The organism is uncultured Reyranella sp., from assembly GCF_945957355.1.
GTDB lineage: Bacteria > Pseudomonadota > Alphaproteobacteria > Reyranellales > Reyranellaceae > Reyranella.
Map to the genome: position 1 here is coordinate 1 of NZ_CAMFKM010000029.1, position 18929 is coordinate 18929.

Sequence of the window (18929 nt, forward strand, 5' to 3'; positions counted from 1 at the left end):
GTGGTGCCCGACAGCAGCAGGATCAGCGTGTTCATCAGCGGCAGGTCGAACGGCGCGATGATGCTGATGCCCTTCGGCGGCCAGATGCCGCCGGTGGCCTCGGTGCGGACCGGCTGGTTCGGTGCGCCCGGATAGAGAGACGCGTCGAAGAACGCCCAGAAGAAGGCCGCGAAGAACAGCACTTCCGAGGCGATGAACAGGATCATGCCGTAGCGCAGGCCGAGCTGGACCACCGCCGTGTGGAACACACGCGACTCGGCGATGACGTCGCTCCACCACCAGTACATGACGCCGATCACGAGCAGCAGGCCGGGGGCGATCCCCCACCAGTGCACCGACTTCATGAATGTCCCGAAGCCCGGGCCCAGCATCTCCGGATGCAGCGCGAACCCGAAACCGAGCGCCAGGATCAGGGCCGCGAGCGAGCCGAGAGCCGGCCAGGGGCTGGGATCGACGAGATGATAGGGATGCTTGGGAGTACCGCCGGCCATGTTCATCCACCCTTTCCGATATCGTTGCCCGGCACGCTTCCGAGCAATGTTCTGGCCCGTTCCGTCTTCGCCTCGAAGAATGTGTACGAGAGCGTGATGGTCCGGATGTTGTCGTAGCGCCGATCCTTGTCCAATTCGGGATCGACGAAGAACACCACGGGCATGTCCACGGACTGCCCGGGCAGCAGCAACTGCTCGGTGAAGCAGAAGCACTGGAGTTTGTTGAACCACCCACCTGCCGTTTCGGGGGTGACGTTGTAGGTCGAGGTGCCGACGGCCGCGCGCTGCGAAAGATTGGTCACGCGGTAGTAGGCGAGATGCTCCTCGCCCAGCCGGACCGTGACCTCGCGCTGCAGCGGCTGGAAGCGCCACGGCAGGGACGTGTCGACGTTGGAATCGAAGCGCACCTTGACCGTGCGGTCGAGGATCGGCCGGTCGCCGGCCTGCGCCACGACGGGCGTGCCCCCGAAGCCGGTAGTGCGGCAGAACATGTCATAGAGCGGCGCCGAGGCGTAGGCGAAGCCACCCATGCCGGCCGTCGTGAGGAACAGCCGCCGCGCCAGCTTCCTGTTCTTGGCTGCCGTGTCGGATGTGGGCCCACTCATCCGTAACCACCCATGCGCACGATGGTCAGTGCGAAGAAAATGACCACGAGCAGCAGAAGGAAACCCGCGATGAACAGGTTCTTGCCGCGCTGGCGGCGGTGCATGTCGGTATCGCCGGGACGACGGTCCTGCGCCATGGCCGCACTCATCCCGCGATCCGGTGCACGACCAGATCGACCGGCAGGGCGGCGAACAGGACGGCAAGGTAGACCAGCGAATAACGGAACATCCTGCGGGCGGCGCCAAAGCCTGTCTCGTCATCGGCGGTGCGCCAGACGACGAGCGCATGCCGGATGAAGCCGAGGCTGAGCACCAGCGCGACCGAACCGTAGAACCAGCCGACGGCACCGAGCAAGGTCGGCGCCAGGGCGACCGGCAGGAGCAGCAGCGTATAGATCACCATCTGGCGCTTGGTCTCCCGCGCGCCGGCGACCACCGGCATCATCGGCACCCCGGCGCGTCGATAGTCGTCGCTGCGATAAAGCGCGAGCGCCCAGAAGTGCGGCGGCGTCCAGAGAAACACGAGCAGGAAAAGCGCGACGCCGACGGCGGAGACATCGCCGGTCGCGGCCGCCCAACCGATCATCGGCGGAAAGGCGCCGGCGGCGCCGCCAATCACGATGTTCTGCGGCGTCCGGCGCTTCAGCCAGATCGTATAGATGAACACGTAGAACAGGATCGCCGCCGCGAGCAGCGCGGCCGCCACCAGGTTCGCCGACACCGCCATCAGCAGCACCGAGAAAATCGACAGAAGCACGCCGAGACCCAACGCGTCGTCCGGCGCGACGCGGCCGGCCGGCAGCGGGCGGTTACGCGTGCGCGCCATCAGAGCGTCGAGGTCGCGCTCGTACCACATGTTGATGGCGCCAGCCGCGCCCGAACCCAGGGCGATCGCCAGCACCGCGAGCGCCGCCTTGAACGGATGGACGTGCGCCGGCGCGATCACCAGGCCGATCCAGCCGGTGAAGACCACCAGCGACATCACGCGCGGCTTCAGAAGATCGATGTAGTCGCGCACGCGCGTGGGCGCGGCGACGCTATCGATTCCATCCGTGAATGTATGCGCGGTGTCGCTCATGAGCCTTTCAAGGCGAAGGCGCCTTTATGGGGCGCCTCCGCTCCGTTCCTAGTGGTGCGCCGTGGGCGAGATGTGCGGCAGGTCCTCGAACGTGTGGAACGGCGGCGGCGAAGACACCGTCCATTCCAGCGTCGTGGCGCCCTCGCCCCAGTAGTTCGCACCGACCTTCCGACCGTACATCAGCGTCCCGAAGACCACGAAGACCAGCCAGAACAGGGTCGCGCCGAAGGCCATGATCGCACCGACCGACGACAGATAGTTCCAGTGCGCCATGGCGTCCGGATAGTCGACGTAGTGGCGCGGCATGCCAGCCAGTCCCGAAAAGTGCATCGGGAAGAACGTCAGGTTGACGGCGATGAAGGTGACCCAGAAGTGGATCTGCGCTGCCCATTCCGGATACTGCCGGCCCGACATCTTGCCGATCCAGTAGTAGAAGCCGGCGAACATGCCGAACACTGCACCGAGCGACAGCACGTAGTGGAAGTGCGCGATCACGTAGTAGGTGTTGTGCAGGGAGTAGTCGACGCCGGCATTGGCCAGGACGACGCCGGTCACGCCACCGACGGTGAACAGGAAGATGAAGCCGATCGCCCAGATCATCGGCATGGTCAGGCGGATCGAGCCGCCCCACATCGTGGCGATCCAGGAGAAGATCTTCACGCCCGTCGGCACGGCGATCACCATGGTCGCGGCCACGAAGTAGGCGCGCGTGTCGACGTCCAGCCCGACCGTGTACATGTGGTGCGCCCACACGACGAAGCCGACGACACCGATCGCGACCATGGCGTAGGCCATTCCCAGGTAGCCGAAGATCGGCTTGCGGGCGAAGGTCGAGATGATGTGGCTGATGATGCCGAAGGCCGGCAGGATCATGATGTAGACTTCGGGGTGACCGAAGAACCAGAACAGGTTCAGGAACAGCGTCGGGTCACCACCGCCCTCGGGCTTGAAGAACGAGGTGCCGAAGTTGCGGTCGGTGAGCAGCATCGTGATGGCGCCGGCGAGGACCGGCAGCGCCAGCAGCAGCAGGAACGCCGTGACCAGCACCGACCAGGCGAACAGCGGCATGCGGTGCAGCGTCATGCCGGGGGCGCGCATGTTCAGGATGGTCGTGATGAAGTTGATCGCACCCAGGATCGACGAGGCGCCCGCGATATGCAGCGAGAAGATCGCCAGGTCCATGCCGGCGCCCTGGTTGATCGTGAGTGGCGGATAGATGGTCCAGCCGGTGCCCACGCCACCGCCGATCAGGGCCGACATCAGCAGCAGGATGAAGGCCGGAGGCAGCAGCCAGAAGCTGATGTTGTTCATGCGCGGGAACGCCATGTCCGGCGCGCCGATCATCAGGGGCACGAACCAGTTGCCGAAGCCGCCGATCAGGCCCGGCATGACCACGAAGAACACCATGATCAGGCCGTGGGCCGTGACGATCGTGTTCCAGAAATGGCCGTCCGGCGTGCCGTCCGGGCCATTGAAGTACTGGACGCCCGGCTGCATCAGCTCGAGACGCATGTAGACGGAGAAGCCCGCCCCGATCAGCGCCGCGAAGATCGAGAAGACAAGGTACATCGTACCGATGTCCTTGTGATTGGTGCTGTACAGCCACCGCTTGATGCCGGTCGGCGTGTGGTGATCGTCGTGCCCGTGGGCGTTGTGGTCGTGGGCGGCGCCGTGCGCGGTGGCCATTCTTGATCTCCTGCGGAGAAGCGCTTAGCGGTTGGCGGGAGTGGCGGCAGACGCGACGTCGGTCGCGGGCGCGAGCCCGGCGGCCTTCTTCTTGTCGGCGACCCATTTGTCGAAGTCGGCCTTGGAGACCACGCGGATGCCGATCGGCATGAAGCTGTGGTTCTGGCCGCAGATCTGCGAGCACTGGCCGAAGTAGAGGCCCTCTTCCTTGACGCTGATCCAGCCCTCGTTGAGGCGGCCCGGAATCACCGTCTTCTTGATGCCGAAGCCAGGAACCGTCCAGCCATGCATGCTACCGCCCTCGGCGGTGCCGACGATGCGCACCACGGTATTTGCCGGGATCACCATCTCCTCGTCGACGGCGAGCAGGCGCGGTACCTGCGGCTTGGTCTTGGCGCGATCGGCCTCGCTCAGCATGCGGCTCTCGACCGTGAAATCGCCCTGATCAGGGTAGTTGTAGGACCAGTACCACTGATGCCCGGTGACCTTGACCGTCAGCGCCGCGTCGGTCGCCTTGTCGCTGTAATAGAGCAGGCGGAAGGACGGGATGGCGATCACCACCAGGATCAGGATCGGGATGATCGTCCAGGCGATCTCGAGCAGCGTGTTGTGGGTCACGGTCGTCGGCGTCGGGTTGCGACGGGCGTGGAATCGCCAGACCGCGTAGATCAGAAGGATCAGGACGAAGACACAGATGAGGCTGATGATCACCAGCAGCAGATCGTGCAGCGATTCGACCCGCTCCATGATCGGCGTGTAGGGCGGCGGGAAGTTCAGCTGCCAATCATGCGGCACACCGACGACCTTCTGCGCCTGGGCCGGCGCAGCCAGGCCGAATCCGGCCAATGCCACCAACAGTCCAACGACGCCCAAAACGCGCTTAATGACCATGCATCCGTCCCCTCGGCGGTTCAGATCCGGCAGGCGTTTCCGACCCGCAAAATCCCCCGCATTTCAAACGGGTTAGTACCAGATATAGCCGTGGGTGGTAACGGGTTTTCAGCCTCCATCGGTATGTGGCGGCCAGTCGCAGCCGCGCCGCGCGACGGCGCCGTGTGCAGGTGCAGCATACCGCTTCATGGCGCCCCGAAGTTGCCGCTTGTCTTTCGAGAGGCGGCCTATAAGGTCCCGCGCGCCGCGGAAGGACCGCGGAATCGCCTGAGGAAATCGTCATGCGGCTCGCCATTCTGACGCCCATCCTTGCCGTCGTTCTCATGTTCGCAGGAGCAGCCTCCGCCATGGATAAGGAAAATACTCTCTACATCGACCTGAAGGACGGCCGCGTCGTCATCGAGATGCGCCCCGACCTCGCTCCCAAGCACGTCGCCCAGATCAAGAAGCTGGCGCGTGAGGGCAAGTATGACGGCGTGGTGTTCCACCGCGTGATCGACGGCTTCATGGCCCAGACCGGCGACCCGACGGGCACCGGCACCGGCGGCATGGGCGAAACGCTCAAGGCCGAGTTCTCGAAGGAGCCGCACACCCGTGGCGCGGTCTCGATGGCGCGCACCAACGATCCGAACAGCGCCCGCAGCCAGTTCTTCATCGTCTTCAAGGACTCGAACTTCCTCGACGGCCAGTACACCGTCTGGGGCAAGGTCACGTCCGGCATGGAGTTCGTGGACAAGATCAAGAAGGGCGCGCCGGGTTCGGGCGCCGTCTCGGCGCCGCCGGACAAGATGATCAAGGTCCAGGTCGCAGCCGACGAGAAGAGCTAGGCTCCTCTCGTCCGCACTTCCGTCTACCTGGTGACGGTGTGGAAGGCCTTGGCAATGACCTGCCAACGGCCTTCTACTTTTAGAAGGGTCAGGTAGTCCGTGAAGTAACGCGGCGGAATCTGGCACTCGACCTTGGCGAACGCCGTCGCCGGGCCGGAAAAATCGATCGAAACGATGCGGTCGCGACGCTCGCTGCCGCTTTCCTTGGCCGACTTGCGGCTCTCGACCATCTTGAACCAGTCGGCGCGCGGCATGTCCGCGGCCTTGCCGTCGGGGCCGGCACTGTAGAGGTGCGAGGCCGGATGGAAGGCCTCACCCAGCTTCTTCGTATCGCCTTCGTACAGGCCGTCGAAATAGACCTGAAGCACCTTCTCGATCGCCGCGACGTCGGAATTCATTCTTCCACTCCCTCTTCAAATCGCGCCGTTGGGCGCCACCAGGATCTTGCCGTTGCGCCCGCCTCTGTCGGCATGTGCCAGCGCATCCTTGATCTTCTCGATCGGGTAGACGGTGTCCACCGGCGCGTACAACGTCCCCGCCATGACCTGTGCCGCGAGCTCCGCATAGATCTCGCGGATCTTCGCCGCGTTGCGCCGGGCGAGACCACGGCCCAGCATGAAGCCGGTCAGCTTGACGCCGCGGTAGATGAAATTGCTGCGCCCCACCCTGGGGTCCTCGCCGCTCATCGAGCCGTAGTGCACGACGGTGCCCTCGGTCGCGACGCACTCGACGAGGCGACCGGTGGCGGCGCCGCCGATCGCCTCGATCCCCAGCCGGATTGCGGCGTTGCCGGTCGCGCCCGCGACGCGGTCGGCGAGATCGTCGCCGTCGACCACCACGACGTCCGCACCCAGCGCCTTCAGCTCGTCTGCGAGCTCGGCCCGGCGCACGACATTGATGGTGCGCAGCCCACGCTGATGCGCCTGCACGATCAGCAGCCGCCCGACCGCCGAGTTGGCGACGTTCTGGATCACCCACTCCCCGGCCCGCAGATCGACGAAATCCGACAGCATGAGCCGCGCCGTCGGCGGGTTGATACGCACCATCGCGGCCTGGCGCAGGTCGATGCCGGCCGGCAGCGGGATGGCGTCGTCGCCCTTCACGCGGCGCTTCTGCGTCCAGTTCTCGCGCTGCAGGTTGATAACGAGGTCGCCTCTGGCGACATGCTTCACGGCCGAGCCGACCGCGGTGATCCGGCCGACGCATTCGGCGCCCGGTGTCGCCGGCAGCGGCGGCTTCAGCCGGTAACTGCCCTTGCAGAACCACATGTCGGCGGGATTGATCGGGAAAGCCAGCACGTCGAAGACGACCTCGTCGGCCGCCGGCTCGCCGACGTCCGGCACATCGGCGCAGCGCGCCACATCCCACGGAGTCCCGTACCGGTCGATCAGCACCTGCTTCATGCCGCGCCTCCTCCGCATGTCTCGGGCACTTTGTTGGCCCGTCGATTGCTTATATGGTGCTTTGACAGGGGGTGAAATGCCGGATGGCAGCCAAGGTATTCGATGAGATGAATTCGGGCACCGACGGCTCGGTCCGGGTGCCCTATCGCGGCGTCGCCGATTGGCTGGCCCGGACCTCACCGGAGCGGCTGGAGGCGACACGAAGAGAGGTCGATCTCTTCTACCGGCGACACGGCATCACCTTCGGCGCCTACGGCGCCGCCGAAGGCTCAGAGACGACGATTCCCTTCGACATCATCCCACGCGTCATCGCGTATGACGAGTGGCAGTTCCTGCTCAAGGGCCTGTCGCAGCGCGTGCGCGCCCTCAACGCCTTCCTGAGCGACGCCTATGGCCAGCGCGAAATCTGCCGCGCCGGCATCATCCCCGAAGAACAGATCCTGATGAATGGTGAGTTCGTCGCCATGGCCCAGGGGCTGCAGCTCCCCGGCGGCGTCCACGCCCACATCGCCGGCATCGATCTCGTCCGGGTCGGCGAAAAGGACTTCTATGTCCTCGAAGACAATGTGCGCACGCCGTCCGGCGTGTCCTATGTCCTCGAGAATCGCGAAGTCATGATGCGGCTGGCACCCGAACTGTTCGCCGCGATGAGCGTTCTGCCCGTCGCGGATTATTCAGAGGAGCTGCTGGCCACGCTGCGCTCCGTCTCTTTCAGCGACGGCCACGAACCCAACGTCGTGCTGCTGACGCCAGGACATTACAATAGCGCCTATTTCGAACACGCCTTCCTCGCCGACGAGATGGGCATCGAACTGGTCAAGGGCTCCGACCTGTTCGTCGACGAAAGCCGGGTCTACATGCGCACGCCGCGCGGTCCGCAGCGGGTCGACGTGATCTATCGCCGGGTCGACGACGCGTTCCTCGACCCGCTGGCGATGCGCCCCGATTCCTTCCTCGGCGTGGCCGGACTGCTTGGCGCCCTGCGTGCCCGCCGCGTGAACATCGTGAACGCGCTGGGCAACGGCGTCGCCGACGACAAGTCGACCTATACCTACGTGCCCGAGATGGTGCGCTTCTATCTCGGCGAGGAACCGATCCTGCAGAACGTGCCGACCTGGCGCTGCGACCGGGCCGACGACTACAAGTACGTGCTCGAGCATCTCTCCGAGATCGTCGTCAAGGAGGTGCACGGCTCCGGCGGCAAGGGCATGCTGGTCGGGCCCACCTCGACCAGGGCCGAGATCGAGGAATTCGCGGCGATGCTGAAGGCGCGGCCGGACAACTACATCGCCCAGCCGACGCTGGCCCTGTCGACCTGCCCCACCTTCGTGAGCCAGGGCGTGGCGCCCCGCCACGTCGACCTGCGGCCCTTCGTGCTCTCGGGCAAGAAGATCACGATCGTGCCCGGCGGCCTGACCCGGGTCGCGCTCAAGGAAGGCTCGCTGGTCGTCAATTCGAGCCAGGGCGGCGGCACCAAGGACACCTGGGTCCTGGCACCCGACCAGGCGGACGACAGGTAGGCCCCACCGATGCTGAGCAGCACCGCCAAGAATCTTTACTGGATGGGCCGATACCTGCAGCGCGCGAAGTCGACGGCGCGGCTGATCGAGGCGACCCAGCGCATGGCCCTGCAATCGCGCGGCGAGGAAGCCGCCGGTGTCGCGGCGATCTTCGGCATGGAAGACGAGTTTCGCCAGAGCCAGGCCCAGGGCGAACGTCTCGCCAGCCTGATCGACTTCCTGGTGCTGGATGAGAATAACCCCTCCTCCATCGTCAATTCGATCGGCGCGGCGCGGCGCAATGCCCGCGAGGAGCGCAACAACATCACGGTCGACGTCTGGGAGAGCCTGAACGCGCTGTGGCTGGAGCTCAGCGCCCGCCTGCGCGGCAATCGGGCCACGCTCGATCGCGGAGCGCTGATCGAATCGGTGAAGAAGCAGGCGGTGATGATCTTCGGTGCGGCGCAGGTGACGCTGCTGCGCGACGAGGCCAACAACTTCCTGCAACTCGGCGCCTTCCTCGAGCGCGCCGACAATACCGGCCGCATCCTCGACGTGAAGTTCCACCTGCTCCGGCCCGACGGCAGCGCCAGCCCGGAGGGGCTCGACTATTTTGCCTGGTCGGAGCTGCTGGCCTGCATCGGCGCTGTGCGCACCTACCGGCGCATCTATCGCAGCTCGCTCCACCCGATGAAGGTGGCGGAGCTGATGATGCTGCGGCGCGACGTGCCGCGCTCGGTGCACCACTGCCTCTGGATGGTCGACCTCAACATGCGTGAGCTGGCCGATGCCTACGGCACGCGAGGCGAGGCCGACCGGCTGGCGGGCGAACTGCATGCCAGGTTGCGTTACGCCCGCATCGACAAGGTGTTCGAGATCGGCCTGGCCACGTTCCTCGGACAGCTGCGCGGCGACATCGGTACCCTGTCGGATGAAATCGGCCGACAGTTTCTCCTGGATTGAGCTGACCCATGCGCTTCTCTGTCCACCACGCCACCCGCTTCCAGTTCGACCAGCCGTCCGGACACTCGATCCACGACGTGCGTCTCACGCCCAAGCCCGCGGCGGCGCAGCGCATCGTGTCGTGGCGTATCGACGGCCCGGGCAAGAAGTCGGAATGGAAGGACGGCCACGGCAACCAGGTGACGACCTTTTCGGTCGCCCAGCAGCACGACAGCGTCGAGATCGTCGTGCAGGGGGTCTACGAATACAGCGGCACCGACCAGTGGCTGCGCTATGTCGAGGAGCCCACCCTGCCGGCGCCCTTCTGGCTGCGCAACACGGGCCTCGCGCGTCACGACGCGAGTTTCGACCCGGTGATCGAGGGCTTCGCCGGGCGCGCGGCAGACCCCACGCAACGTGTCGCCGTCCTGCATGAGCTGATGGAGCGGATTGCGGCGCGCGTTGCCTACAAGACGGGCGCCTCGACCGTGGACACGACGGCCGTCGAGGCACTGACGCGGGGCGCCGGCGTGGCGCAGGACGAGGCCCACATCTTCATCGCCTGCTGCCGCCGCCTCGGCGTGCCCGCCCGCTACGTGAGCGGCTATCTGCGCAACGACGATCCCGAACTGCATGTTGGCCGGACCAGCCATTCCTGGGCCGAAGCCTGGGTGCCGGGACTGGAATGGGTGGGCTTCGACCCCGCCAACGGCATCAGCCCACGTGGCGACAGCCTGCGTGTCGCCGTCGGCCTCGACTACCGCGATGCGGCCCCCGTCAGCGGCCGTCGTGTCGGCTTCGGCGATGCAACGATGAGCGTCGACTGCTCGGTCCGCCTGATCGACTAGGCGCCACCGGCCGGGTGTTCCTCGCGGCGCCAGAGCGTAGCGATCAGCACGAACACGTGCCGAAGTTGAATGAGCGCGCCGATCGAGATGAGGGTGACCGATACGGTCAGCAGCGCGTGCTCGTAGCCGATCGTGTTCACGATGCGGTCCGGCAGGCTGATCATCGCGACCGCGATTTCGGCGAACAGGCCTAGGACCAGCTGCGCTACCCCGTATTCATGGCACATCTCGTCGATATGCACCTGACGCTGCTCGTCGGGACCGCCGGACACATCGAGCCGCTTGCGGATGACCGCCCGCTCCTCCAGCGCCACGCCCCAGCCGATCATGATCAGGGCGATCGTGGACGCGATCGTGACAGGCTCGTGGGTGTCGGTGTGCCGGTTAATGCTCTGCACGATGTCGATGATCGACAGCACCATCGGGAACAGGATCATCACGTCGACGGCCGCGATGAAGACCGGCGATATGACGAAGCGCAACGGAACCAACAGGAACTTCATCTCGGCCTCATCAGCCCTCTTGCCCTAGCGACGGTACGGCCCGCCCGACGATAAATACGGGTCGTCGCCTTGCGGAAAGCCGGCGTCGCGACTAGCTTCGCGCCGCTCATATACATGCCTGAAGGAGGCATATTCGTCATGGCTTTCATCGCCGATCGTCTCAGCCGCATCAAGCCGTCTCCGACCAATGCCGCGCAGGGCAAGTTCCTGGAGATGAAGGCGGCGGGCAAAGACGTGATCGGCCTGGCCGCCGGCGAGCCGGACATGCCGACGCCGGACCACATCAAGGAAGCGGCGATCCAGGCGATCCGCAACAACGACACCAAGTACACCGCCGTGCCGGGCACGCCGGCGCTGCGCCAGGCGATCGTCGCCAAGATGAAGCGCGACCACGGGCTCGACTACAAGCCGAGCCAGACCGTCGTCACCTCGGGCGGCAAGCAGATCATCTTCAACGCCATGCTGGCGACCCTGAACCCGGGCGACGAGGTGATCGTGCCGGCGCCTTACTGGGTCTCGTACCCCGAGATGGTGATGTTCGGCGACGGCAAACCGGTCATCGTGCAGTGCAGGGAAGAGAACGGCTTCAAGCTGACGCCGGAAGATCTCGACCGCGCCATCACGCCCAAGACCAAGTGGATCATCCTGAATTCGCCCAGCAACCCGACGGGTGCCGCCTACACGAAGGCTGACCTCCGCGCCCTGTGCGACGTCCTGCTGAAGCACCCGCACGTCTACATCCTCACCGACGACATGTACGAGAAGCTCGTCTACGACGACTTCGTGTTCGCGACGCCGGCGGAGGTCGAGCCGCGCCTCTACGACCGCACCCTGACCATGAACGGCGTGTCGAAGGCCTACAGCATGACCGGCTGGCGCATCGGCTACGCGGCTGGGCCGCAGGAGCTGATCAACGCCATGATCACTGTGCAGTCGCAGAGCACGTCCAACGCCAGTTCGATCAGCCAGGCCGCGGCCGTGGCCGCGCTCAACGGTCCGACCGACTTCATTCCGAAGAACGTCGCGATCTTCAAGCAGCGCCGCGACCTGATCGTGTCGATGCTGAACCAGAGCAACGGCATCAAGTGCCCGCGCCCCGAAGGCGCCTTCTACGTCTATCCGTCCTGCGCCGGACTGATCGGCAAGAAGACGCCGGATGGCAAGGTGATCAAGGACGACACCGACTTCGTGAACTACCTGCTCGACGCCGAGGGTCTCTCGGTGGTCCAGGGCTCGGCGTTCGGCCAGGGTCCGGCCTTCCGCATCTCCTATGCCACGGCGACGGAACTGCTCGAAGAAGCCGGCCGCCGCATCCAGCGCGCCTGCGCCGCGCTGAGCTGAGCTAGGCCCTCATCGCCACGCCGCGAAGGCCATGCCTGCGGCGATGAGGGTTCCCGCCAGGCCCAGGACGAAAAGAGCGCGGCCGAGGCGGTCGACGATCACCGTCGACCGGTCGTCGAGTCGCCGCTTTTCTCCCACGAGCGCGGTGATGATGCAGACCAGGCAGAGCGCGAAAAAGGCGTAGAAGCCGTACTCCACGGCGATCACGTAACCGACATTGCCGAGCTGCGCGTTGATCGAGGACAGCAGCACCGCGCCGAAAAGGCCGGCGGTGATGGAGACCGTGACCTTGGCGGCCGCCAGCGCCGGCGGGAAATAGAGCGTGGCGAACAGGATCAGGGTCATCAGACCGACCGGCAGGAGGGTCTTGATGAGCGTCGTGCCGATGTCGCGCTGCACCTCGATCTGCATGGCAAAGCCCGACAGCTCGCGCGTGCGGTCGAAGCCGACCAGCCCCGGATCGCCGAGGCCCGACCGGGAGACCAGTATCTCGCGCACCTCGCTCACGCCAAGCACCTGCCATTGCGTCAGGTTGCGGAACGCCGTCGGCGCCGCCGCGCCGCCGAAGGCCTTGGCTGCGCCGCCCCCCGCATCGGCGCCTTCGAACGCGCCACGGTCGAGCACATAGACCAGCTGATCGCTGGCGGCGCGGGCGTTGAAGAAGCGGATGTCCAGATGCTGACGATCCGCCGGGTAATGGCGCAGGTCGAAGTCGTTCTTGAGGTCCCCGCTGATCCGCCACAAGCGATAGGTCGTCCCGTCGTCGAGATCGTGCTGGCTGGACGGTTTTGCGCTGGCGAAGGTGCCGCGCACCATGTCGGGAAACTCGAACTGCGCGGGATCGGCATCGCCGACGCCCCGCGCGAAGCGCATCCACACGTAGAAATCGGCCGTGAACACCGACTGGGCCACGTCGATGCGCGGGACCTCGTTCAGGTAGATTCCGGTGTAGACGACCTGTTGCCGCCGCGCGTAGCGGCCCGGACCGATTTCCACGAGCGTGCCCGAAGCAATTTCCCCGGCGGCCGCAACAGAAACCGGCACGAGTTGTATCGGCGCCGATTCGAACAGTCCTCCCTTGCCGAAACGGCCCATCCTTATGGCGAGTGAACGGCCCCGCTCGGGCGTGAACCATATCGGGCCGAGCAGCCCGGGCACGGCCCGGCTCGGACCGTTGAGAGACGCGAGGTAGGCGAATGCCGCTTCGCGACGGGCGCGAAGACCCGAGGCAGCCTTGCCGGCGACCGCTGCCCGGATGGCCGCGATGGCGAGCCGGGCCGCATCGTAGGCTTGCACCGACAGCCACGAGATCGACGCTTCCTGGCCGAAGCGGGCGCGGTAATGCTCGATGAAGGCGAGCGTATCGGCATTGGCGCTGTCCAGGATGGCCGGTGTCGCGAGGTAGAGGTCCTTCGTGAAGAAGCCCGGCGCCCGGCGCTCTTCGGGCAGGTCCTTGAAAAGCCCGAAGAACGACGCATCGCTCAAGACGCCGGGGCCAAGAACCGGCGTGGCGACTCCGGCGCGCCGCAATCCCACCATGACGGGAACGGCATCCGCCTCGAGCATGCCGAGCACGACCGCGGGTTTGCCGGGGTCGGCCGCCGCCAGACGTACCGCTTCATCCCGCTCAGCCACTGTCTTGAAGGGATAGTAGGTCGCGGGCAGCCCCAGCCGCTCGGCGCCCCGCCTGAAGCCGTCGGCGATGGTACGGCCATAGCCGTTGTCGGCGAAGATGACGACAGCCCGCGAGCCACCCAGCGCATAGCGAAGATAGTCGGCGACCGATTCGCCGAGATCGCTGTTGCGGAACACCGTCTGGAAGGTCGTGCTGCTGCTGGTGACGAGATCGCTTCCCGCGGTCGAGACGATCGACGGGATACCGGCCTGTGCGAAAACCGGACCGGCCGGAAGGGCGAGGACGGAGAGCACCGGCCCGACCACCGCGACCGCCGCACTGTCGCCGATCCGGGCCGCCGCCTCGCGCGCACCCGCCTCGGTGCTGCGATCGTCCTGGATTTCGAGTTCTATACGGGGCTCGGCGCCCGTCGCGTTGGCTTCATCGACGGCGAGGCGGACGCTGTCGAGAAACGGCCTGCCGTACGAGGCCTCGAACTCACCGCTGCGGCTGACGACCACGCCGAGTTTCGCCACCGAGGTCTGAGCCGCTGCACCCGATGCCCAGAACAACAGCGCACCGGCAACCAGCGCGACGAACCGGGATACCGTCAGAAAAATAGCGTTCGCAACCACGTCCCGGCCTCGACAGGAATGTTTCTACCTATACCAAAACCGTCCCCCACGCTCGCATTGACTCCCCACGGCCGGAGTGAAAGCATTTCCTTCGACAAAGGGCTTCGCTCCGGCTGAATGTTCGGAAGCGTTACGTCTATTCCGCGACTTTCGTCCGGAGCTTCTACGCTTTTGCGAAGAAGGAGGACGTTGTCATGGCCGAATTCAAGACGGAGTCGATCACCGGCGGCAGACCAGGCAGCGGTGCGCATCGCGTGGTGGCGCTGTGCGGGCCGTATCTGTCGGGCAAGACCAGCCTGCTCGAAAGCATCCTCTACGCGACCGGCGCCATCGGCCGGCGCGGCTCGACGCGCGCGGGCACCTCGATCGGCGACGGTGCCGCCGAAGCCCGCAAGCGCAGCATGGGCACCGAGATCAACGTCGCCTCGGTCGACTATCTCGGCGACCAGTGGACCTTCCTCGACGTACCGGGCTCGATCGAGTTCCAGCACGACGCCTTCGCGGGTCTCGCAGTGTGCGATGCTGCCGTTCTGGTTTGCGAGCCCTCGCCGGAACGGGTGATGGCGCTCACGCCGCTCCTTAAATTCATCGAGGACCGGCACATCCCGCACATCATCTTCGTCAACAAGATCGACTCCGCCGAGGTCCGCGTGCGCGACCTGCTCTCGGCACTGCAATCAGTCTCCCGGCGCAGGATGGTGCTGCGGCAGGTACCGATCCGCCGCGCCGCCGCCGACGGCAGCGAGGAAACGGTGGGCTACGTCGATCTGGTAAGCGAAAGGGCCTATCGCTACCGCAGCAGCGGCGCGTCCGACCTGATCGAAATGCCCGCGGAAGTGCTGCCGCGCGAGGCGGAGGCACGGCGCGACATGCTGGAGACGCTTTCGGAGTTTGACGATGCACTCCTGGAACAGCTCATCGAGGATATCGCTCCGGAAAAGTCCCTGATCTACCGCGACCTGCACGACGAGTTCTGCACCGACCAGATCGCACCGGTCCTTCTCGGCGCCGGCGATCGCGAGAACGGCGTGCGGCGCCTCCTGAAGGCGCTGCGCCACGATACACCCTTCGTCGAACAGACCGCGCGGCACCGCGCGTTGCCCTCGGATGGCACACCGATGGCCGAATGCTTCAAGGTCCTTCACCAGAGCCATGCCGGCAAGCTCTCGCTCTGCCGCGTATGGTCCGGAACACTGGCCGAAGGCCAGTCGATCGGCGGACAGAGGATCGGCTCGATCCTGCGTCCCTTCGGGCAGCGTCTCGACAAGATCGCCGGGGCGCGCGCCGGCGAGATCGTGGCCCTGGCCAAGATCGACGGCCTGTCGTCGGGGCAGACGCTCGGTTCCGCGGGTATCGCGCCCTCTTCCGACCACCCCGCCGCAGATTCGCCGGTCTTCACCCTGGCCCTTGCCGCGAGGAACAGGAACGACGAGGTGAAGCTCTCCGGCGCGCTGCACAAGATCGTCGAGGAGGATCCTTCGCTGTCCTTCGAGGCGCGCGCCGAGACCCATGAACTGCTGCTCAGGGGCCAGGGCGAGATGCACCTCAAGGTCGCGGTCGACAAGCTCGCCGGTCGCTACAACGTCGCCGTCGATACGACAATGCCCCGCGTCGCGTATCGCGAGACCATCCAGGCCGGCACGCAGCAACATGCGCGTTACAAGCGGCAGACCGGCGGCCACGGTCAGTTCGCCGACATCAAGATCGAGATCAAGCCACTGCCGCGCGGCTCGGGTTTCCGCTTCGTCGACCGGATCGTGGGAGGCGTCGTGCCGCACAACTTCATCCCCGCCGTCGAGGACGGCCTGCGCGACTACCTGAAGGAAGGGCCGCTCGGCCAGCCCGTCGTCGATCTCGAAGTGACGCTGTTCGATGGCCAGTACCATGCCGTCGATAGCTCGGAGATGTCGTTCAAGATGGCCGCGCGCATCGCAATGAGCGAAGCCATGCCCAAGTGCAAGCCGGTCCTGCTGGAGCCTATCCTGCGAGTCACGGTTGCCGGCCCGAGCGACTCGACGCCGCGGCTGCAGCGGCTGATCTCCGGCCGGCGCGGCCAGCTTCTGGGCTACGACGCCCGACCCGACTGGCCGGGCTGGGACGAGGTCTCCGCCCTCATGCCCGAAGCCGAGATCGCCGACATGATCGTGGAGATCCGGTCCGTCACGCAGGGTATCGGAAGCTTCCGTACCGAATTCGACCACCTTCAGGAACTGGCCGGACGCACGGCCGAACGCATCGTCGAGGAGACGAAGAAGCGCCAGGCCGCCTAGTCACAAGGCGGTGAGATCGGGGCGGCGGACCTTCCCGGCCGGGCCCCGGCTTCGCATAGTCGTCCCGTGGAATGGTTCCACGGGAGTGATGTTCATGATCAACAGACGGTCTGTGATGGCGGGCGGCCTGGTGATGGCCACCGCATCGTCACTGGCCCGCGTCGCGAATGCCCAGGCTGGGCGCCCGACGCTGGTGTTCGTCGGCCACGAGCTTTGAGGCGGCTGCAAGATCTGGCGTGCCCAGTCAGAGCCTGATTTCCTCAAGTCGGCCGCTTTCAGGAAGATGGATTATCAGGTCGTCCATCCGGCCAATGCAGACCTTGTGATGGTCGAAGACAGCTGGCCCGCGCCGGCAAGACCCATCCGTGCCGCTTTCCTTGCTAGCGAGGAAGGCCGGAAAAGCCCCAATGCCACGCCGCGCTTCATCCTTTTCCAGGATGGCAGGATCGTCCTCACTGTCACCGGCAACGGCGGCTGGAAGGACAAGATGTGGCCGATGATCCAGGAAGTGACGGCCACCAAGGCCTAGTTTCCGGCCGGTGCCCGTTGCTCCATAATACCCTCGTGGGAATCGTCACGAGGGGGATGCAGCTTGATGTTGAAGAGACGTACCGTGATCGCGGCCGGCCTGTCACTGGCCAGCGTGCCGATGCTGGCGCGCGCCGCGGCCGCCCAGGGCGGGAAGAAGCCGCTCTTGATCTTCGCCGGCGACGAGACGTCGGAAGCCTGCAAGGTCTGGCGCACGCAGTGGGAGCCGCTCTTCAAGCAGGCACCGGTGTTCCAGAAGGTCGACTACCGCGTGGTGTTCCCGAAGACGCCGGCACTGCTGCTGAAGCCCGCGAGCTGGCCCGCGGATCTGCGCTGGGTGCTGGACGCCTTCCTGATGAGCCAGGTCGGCATTGAACAGGGCGCCGAGACGCCGCGCTTCTTCCTCGTGCAGAACGGCCAGATCACCTTCACCGCCGTCGGCAACAATGCCTGGCGCGACGTCATGTGGCCGACCCTGCTGGATGTGACCAACTCGCAGCCGTAGCAGGCCATTTGAAAAAGCCGGGGTCGCGGCAATAAACGAAACAATCGAAGCGATTGTCGCACTTCCCGAATCCTGCGTCAGGAGACCGATGACGCACGAATGTTGCGCAAAAATTCCCCTGAAGGGAATTTTCCAACAGCCCGATGGGGCGGCGTCACGGCCGAGTGAGAAGGGTTGATTTGCGACCGCCCCGCGCCGAGCTCATCTAGGAGGCCGGCGCAACGAGGAGTTTGAGCGATGCTGATCAAGCGGACGAAAGGCTGGGAACTCCCGGAGTCCAGGGCGACATCGGAAAGCCACTACCTCAATCGGCGCACGATGGTGCGCGCGATGGGCTTCGGCGCGGCCTCGATCGCCCTGCCGGCCCAGCTCAGGGCGCAGGACAAGTCCGCCGATCCGTCGGCGGGGCTCTATCCGGGCAGGCGCAACGACAAGTACGGCGTGCCAACGCCGATGACGGCCGAGAAGCTGGCCACGACCTACAACAACTTCTACGAGTTCGGCACCGACAAGAGCATCTGGCGCGACGCCCAGAAGCTTGAGGTGCGGCCCTGGACCATCAAGGTCGGCGGCTTGGTCGAGAAGCCGTTCGAGATCGGCATCGACGATCTCCTGGCCAAGGTCCAGCTCGAGGAGCGGGTCTACCGCCATCGTTGCGTCGAGACCTGGTCGATGATCGTGCCCTGGAGCGGCTTCCCGGTGCGCTCGCTGGTCGAGCTCTGCAAGCCGCTCAGCAGCGCCAAGTTCATCGTGATGAAGACCCTGTCCAAGCCATCAGTCATGCGCGAACAGCGCGACCTCCTCTACCCTTGGCCGTACACCGAGGGTCTGGCGATGGACGAGGCGATGAACGACCTCGCCTTCATCGCCACCGGCCTCTACGGCAAGCCGATGCCCAAGCAGAATGGCGCGCCGCTGCGTCTCGTGGCGCCCTGGAAGTACGGCTTCAAGAACGTGAAATCGATCGTCAGCGTCGAGTTCACCGATACGAAACCGAAGACGTTCTGGGAAGGGCTGCAATCCAGCGAATACGGCTTCTGGGCCAACGTGAATCCCGAGGTCGCCCATCCGCGCTGGAGTCAGGCCACCGAAAAGCCGCTGGGCAGCGACCAGCGCATCCCCACCTTGCTCTACAACGGCTATGCCGAATTCGTGGCCAGCCTTTACGCCAACCGCAAGGCGGAAAAACTGTTCATGTAGCCCGCCCTCCTTTGCCTCGTCGCGCCGGGCCGCTAAAACGGACCCCGGCCGGACGAGGCCCA

Annotated in this window: 20 protein-coding genes; 10 read left to right on the forward strand and 10 right to left on the reverse strand. The window is 65.5% G+C overall.

Annotation, left to right across the window (positions count from 1 at the left end):
* The 6 genes from Q0Q48_RS26680 to coxB all read right to left on the reverse strand — a co-directional run.
* The coding region (locus Q0Q48_RS26680) for a cytochrome c oxidase subunit 3 (RefSeq protein WP_295145135.1) at positions 1-491 on the reverse strand (491 nt) is incomplete at its 3' end.
* Between the two features lie 2 nt (positions 492-493).
* Positions 494-1096: a cytochrome c oxidase assembly protein gene (locus Q0Q48_RS26685; RefSeq protein WP_295145137.1), complete on the reverse strand. Its 603-nt coding sequence runs from the start codon at positions 1094-1096 to the stop codon at positions 494-496.
* The gene (locus Q0Q48_RS26690; RefSeq protein ID WP_295145140.1) at positions 1093-1233 is read right to left on the reverse strand and encodes a hypothetical protein; all 141 of its coding nucleotides are present in this window, start codon (positions 1231-1233) and stop codon (positions 1093-1095) included. The genes Q0Q48_RS26685 and Q0Q48_RS26690 overlap by 4 nt, the downstream gene beginning before the upstream one ends.
* Before the next feature lie 8 nt (positions 1234-1241).
* The gene (gene cyoE, locus Q0Q48_RS26695; protein ID WP_295145142.1) at positions 1242-2174 is read right to left on the reverse strand and encodes a heme o synthase; all 933 of its coding nucleotides are present in this window, start codon (positions 2172-2174) and stop codon (positions 1242-1244) included.
* 48 nt (positions 2175-2222) lie between these two features.
* Complete coding sequence (gene ctaD / locus Q0Q48_RS26700; RefSeq protein WP_295145145.1) at positions 2223-3860, reverse strand: cytochrome c oxidase subunit I; 1638 nt, start codon at positions 3858-3860, stop codon at positions 2223-2225.
* 24 nt (positions 3861-3884) lie between these two features.
* Entirely contained in the window at positions 3885-4751 is an 867-nt protein-coding gene (gene coxB / locus Q0Q48_RS26705; protein ID WP_295145148.1) for a cytochrome c oxidase subunit II, read from the reverse strand.
* Positions 4752-5098: 347 nt separating this feature from the next.
* Here coxB and Q0Q48_RS26710 point away from each other — a divergent pair, with 347 nt between their 5' ends.
* The gene (locus Q0Q48_RS26710) at positions 5099-5578 is read left to right on the forward strand and encodes a peptidylprolyl isomerase (protein WP_295145151.1); all 480 of its coding nucleotides are present in this window, start codon (positions 5099-5101) and stop codon (positions 5576-5578) included.
* Positions 5579-5601: 23 nt separating this feature from the next.
* Here the strand turns inward: Q0Q48_RS26710 and Q0Q48_RS26715 are convergent, their stop codons facing one another.
* Both Q0Q48_RS26715 and Q0Q48_RS26720 read right to left on the reverse strand, forming a co-directional pair.
* Complete coding sequence (locus tag Q0Q48_RS26715) at positions 5602-5976, reverse strand: nuclear transport factor 2 family protein (RefSeq protein ID WP_295145154.1); 375 nt, start codon at positions 5974-5976, stop codon at positions 5602-5604.
* Positions 5977-5991: 15 nt separating this feature from the next.
* Complete coding sequence (locus Q0Q48_RS26720) at positions 5992-6981, reverse strand: zinc-dependent alcohol dehydrogenase family protein (protein WP_295145157.1); 990 nt, start codon at positions 6979-6981, stop codon at positions 5992-5994.
* Positions 6982-7064: 83 nt separating this feature from the next.
* Between Q0Q48_RS26720 and Q0Q48_RS26725 the strand changes: the two genes are divergently transcribed.
* From Q0Q48_RS26725 to Q0Q48_RS26735, 3 genes are read left to right on the forward strand one after another with little or no spacing between them, the layout of a single operon-like run.
* Positions 7065-8501, forward strand: a complete 1437-nt coding sequence (locus tag Q0Q48_RS26725; protein ID WP_295145160.1) for a circularly permuted type 2 ATP-grasp protein — start codon at positions 7065-7067, stop codon at positions 8499-8501.
* A gap of 9 nt (positions 8502-8510) precedes the next feature.
* Complete coding sequence (locus tag Q0Q48_RS26730) at positions 8511-9443, forward strand: alpha-E domain-containing protein (RefSeq protein WP_295145161.1); 933 nt, start codon at positions 8511-8513, stop codon at positions 9441-9443.
* Positions 9444-9451: 8 nt separating this feature from the next.
* Positions 9452-10270, forward strand: a complete 819-nt coding sequence (locus Q0Q48_RS26735; RefSeq protein ID WP_295145164.1) for a transglutaminase family protein — start codon at positions 9452-9454, stop codon at positions 10268-10270.
* Here the strand turns inward: Q0Q48_RS26735 and Q0Q48_RS26740 are convergent.
* A complete protein-coding gene (locus Q0Q48_RS26740) occupies positions 10267-10773 on the reverse strand; it encodes a hypothetical protein (RefSeq protein ID WP_295145167.1) in 507 nt (168 codons plus the stop codon). The two genes, Q0Q48_RS26735 and Q0Q48_RS26740, sit on opposite strands and share 4 nt — an antisense overlap.
* Positions 10774-10911: 138 nt before the next feature.
* Between Q0Q48_RS26740 and Q0Q48_RS26745 the strand changes: the two genes are divergently transcribed.
* Positions 10912-12114 (forward strand): pyridoxal phosphate-dependent aminotransferase, encoded by a 1203-nt coding sequence (locus Q0Q48_RS26745; RefSeq protein WP_295145170.1) that lies wholly within the window; start codon positions 10912-10914, stop codon positions 12112-12114.
* 9 nt (positions 12115-12123) lie between these two features.
* On the opposite strand, the gene Q0Q48_RS26750 is transcribed toward Q0Q48_RS26745, so the two are convergent.
* Positions 12124-14364, reverse strand: coding sequence for an ABC transporter substrate-binding protein (locus Q0Q48_RS26750; protein ID WP_295145173.1), 2241 nt, complete (start codon positions 14362-14364; stop codon positions 12124-12126).
* A gap of 194 nt (positions 14365-14558) precedes the next feature.
* Here Q0Q48_RS26750 and Q0Q48_RS26755 point away from each other — a divergent pair, with 194 nt between their 5' ends.
* The 5 genes from Q0Q48_RS26755 (at position 14559) to msrP (ending at position 18867) form a co-directional block, all read left to right on the forward strand.
* Positions 14559-16634 carry an elongation factor G gene (locus Q0Q48_RS26755; RefSeq protein WP_295145176.1) on the forward strand — a complete coding sequence of 692 codons (2076 nt, stop codon included), beginning with the start codon at positions 14559-14561 and terminating at the stop codon, positions 16632-16634.
* Between the two features lie 94 nt (positions 16635-16728).
* Positions 16729-16851 carry a hypothetical protein gene (locus tag Q0Q48_RS26760; RefSeq protein ID WP_295145179.1) on the forward strand — a complete coding sequence of 41 codons (123 nt, stop codon included), beginning with the start codon at positions 16729-16731 and terminating at the stop codon, positions 16849-16851.
* Between the two features lie 66 nt (positions 16852-16917).
* Positions 16918-17163 (forward strand): hypothetical protein, encoded by a 246-nt coding sequence (locus tag Q0Q48_RS26765; protein WP_295145182.1) that lies wholly within the window; start codon positions 16918-16920, stop codon positions 17161-17163.
* Positions 17164-17229: 66 nt separating this feature from the next.
* Positions 17230-17667 (forward strand): hypothetical protein, encoded by a 438-nt coding sequence (locus Q0Q48_RS26770; protein WP_295145185.1) that lies wholly within the window; start codon positions 17230-17232, stop codon positions 17665-17667.
* A gap of 237 nt (positions 17668-17904) precedes the next feature.
* Positions 17905-18867 carry a protein-methionine-sulfoxide reductase catalytic subunit MsrP gene (msrP, locus tag Q0Q48_RS26775; RefSeq protein ID WP_295145188.1) on the forward strand — a complete coding sequence of 321 codons (963 nt, stop codon included), beginning with the start codon at positions 17905-17907 and terminating at the stop codon, positions 18865-18867.
* Positions 18868-18929 lie beyond the last annotated feature (62 nt).

Coding starts and splice junctions, on each gene's coding strand:
- Q0Q48_RS26685 (WP_295145137.1), bottom strand. CDS start 1,096: ATGAGTGGGCCCACATCCGACACGGCAGCCAAGAACAGGAAGCTGGCG.
- Q0Q48_RS26690 (WP_295145140.1), bottom strand. CDS start 1,233: ATGGCGCAGGACCGTCGTCCCGGCGATACCGACATGCACCGCCGCCAG.
- cyoE (WP_295145142.1), bottom strand. CDS start 2,174: ATGAGCGACACCGCGCATACATTCACGGATGGAATCGATAGCGTCGCC.
- ctaD (WP_295145145.1), bottom strand. CDS start 3,860: ATGGCCACCGCGCACGGCGCCGCCCACGACCACAACGCCCACGGGCAC.
- coxB (WP_295145148.1), bottom strand. CDS start 4,751: ATGGTCATTAAGCGCGTTTTGGGCGTCGTTGGACTGTTGGTGGCATTG.
- Q0Q48_RS26710 (WP_295145151.1), top strand. CDS start 5,099: ATGGATAAGGAAAATACTCTCTACATCGACCTGAAGGACGGCCGCGTC.
- Q0Q48_RS26715 (WP_295145154.1), bottom strand. CDS start 5,976: ATGAATTCCGACGTCGCGGCGATCGAGAAGGTGCTTCAGGTCTATTTC.
- Q0Q48_RS26720 (WP_295145157.1), bottom strand. CDS start 6,981: ATGAAGCAGGTGCTGATCGACCGGTACGGGACTCCGTGGGATGTGGCG.
- Q0Q48_RS26725 (WP_295145160.1), top strand. CDS start 7,065: ATGGCAGCCAAGGTATTCGATGAGATGAATTCGGGCACCGACGGCTCG.
- Q0Q48_RS26730 (WP_295145161.1), top strand. CDS start 8,511: ATGCTGAGCAGCACCGCCAAGAATCTTTACTGGATGGGCCGATACCTG.
- Q0Q48_RS26735 (WP_295145164.1), top strand. CDS start 9,452: ATGCGCTTCTCTGTCCACCACGCCACCCGCTTCCAGTTCGACCAGCCG.
- Q0Q48_RS26740 (WP_295145167.1), bottom strand. CDS start 10,773: ATGAAGTTCCTGTTGGTTCCGTTGCGCTTCGTCATATCGCCGGTCTTC.
- Q0Q48_RS26745 (WP_295145170.1), top strand. CDS start 10,912: ATGGCTTTCATCGCCGATCGTCTCAGCCGCATCAAGCCGTCTCCGACC.
- Q0Q48_RS26755 (WP_295145176.1), top strand. CDS start 14,559: ATGGCCGAATTCAAGACGGAGTCGATCACCGGCGGCAGACCAGGCAGC.
- Q0Q48_RS26760 (WP_295145179.1), top strand. CDS start 16,729: ATGATCAACAGACGGTCTGTGATGGCGGGCGGCCTGGTGATGGCCACC.
- Q0Q48_RS26765 (WP_295145182.1), top strand. CDS start 16,918: ATGGATTATCAGGTCGTCCATCCGGCCAATGCAGACCTTGTGATGGTC.
- Q0Q48_RS26770 (WP_295145185.1), top strand. CDS start 17,230: ATGTTGAAGAGACGTACCGTGATCGCGGCCGGCCTGTCACTGGCCAGC.
- msrP (WP_295145188.1), top strand. CDS start 17,905: ATGCTGATCAAGCGGACGAAAGGCTGGGAACTCCCGGAGTCCAGGGCG.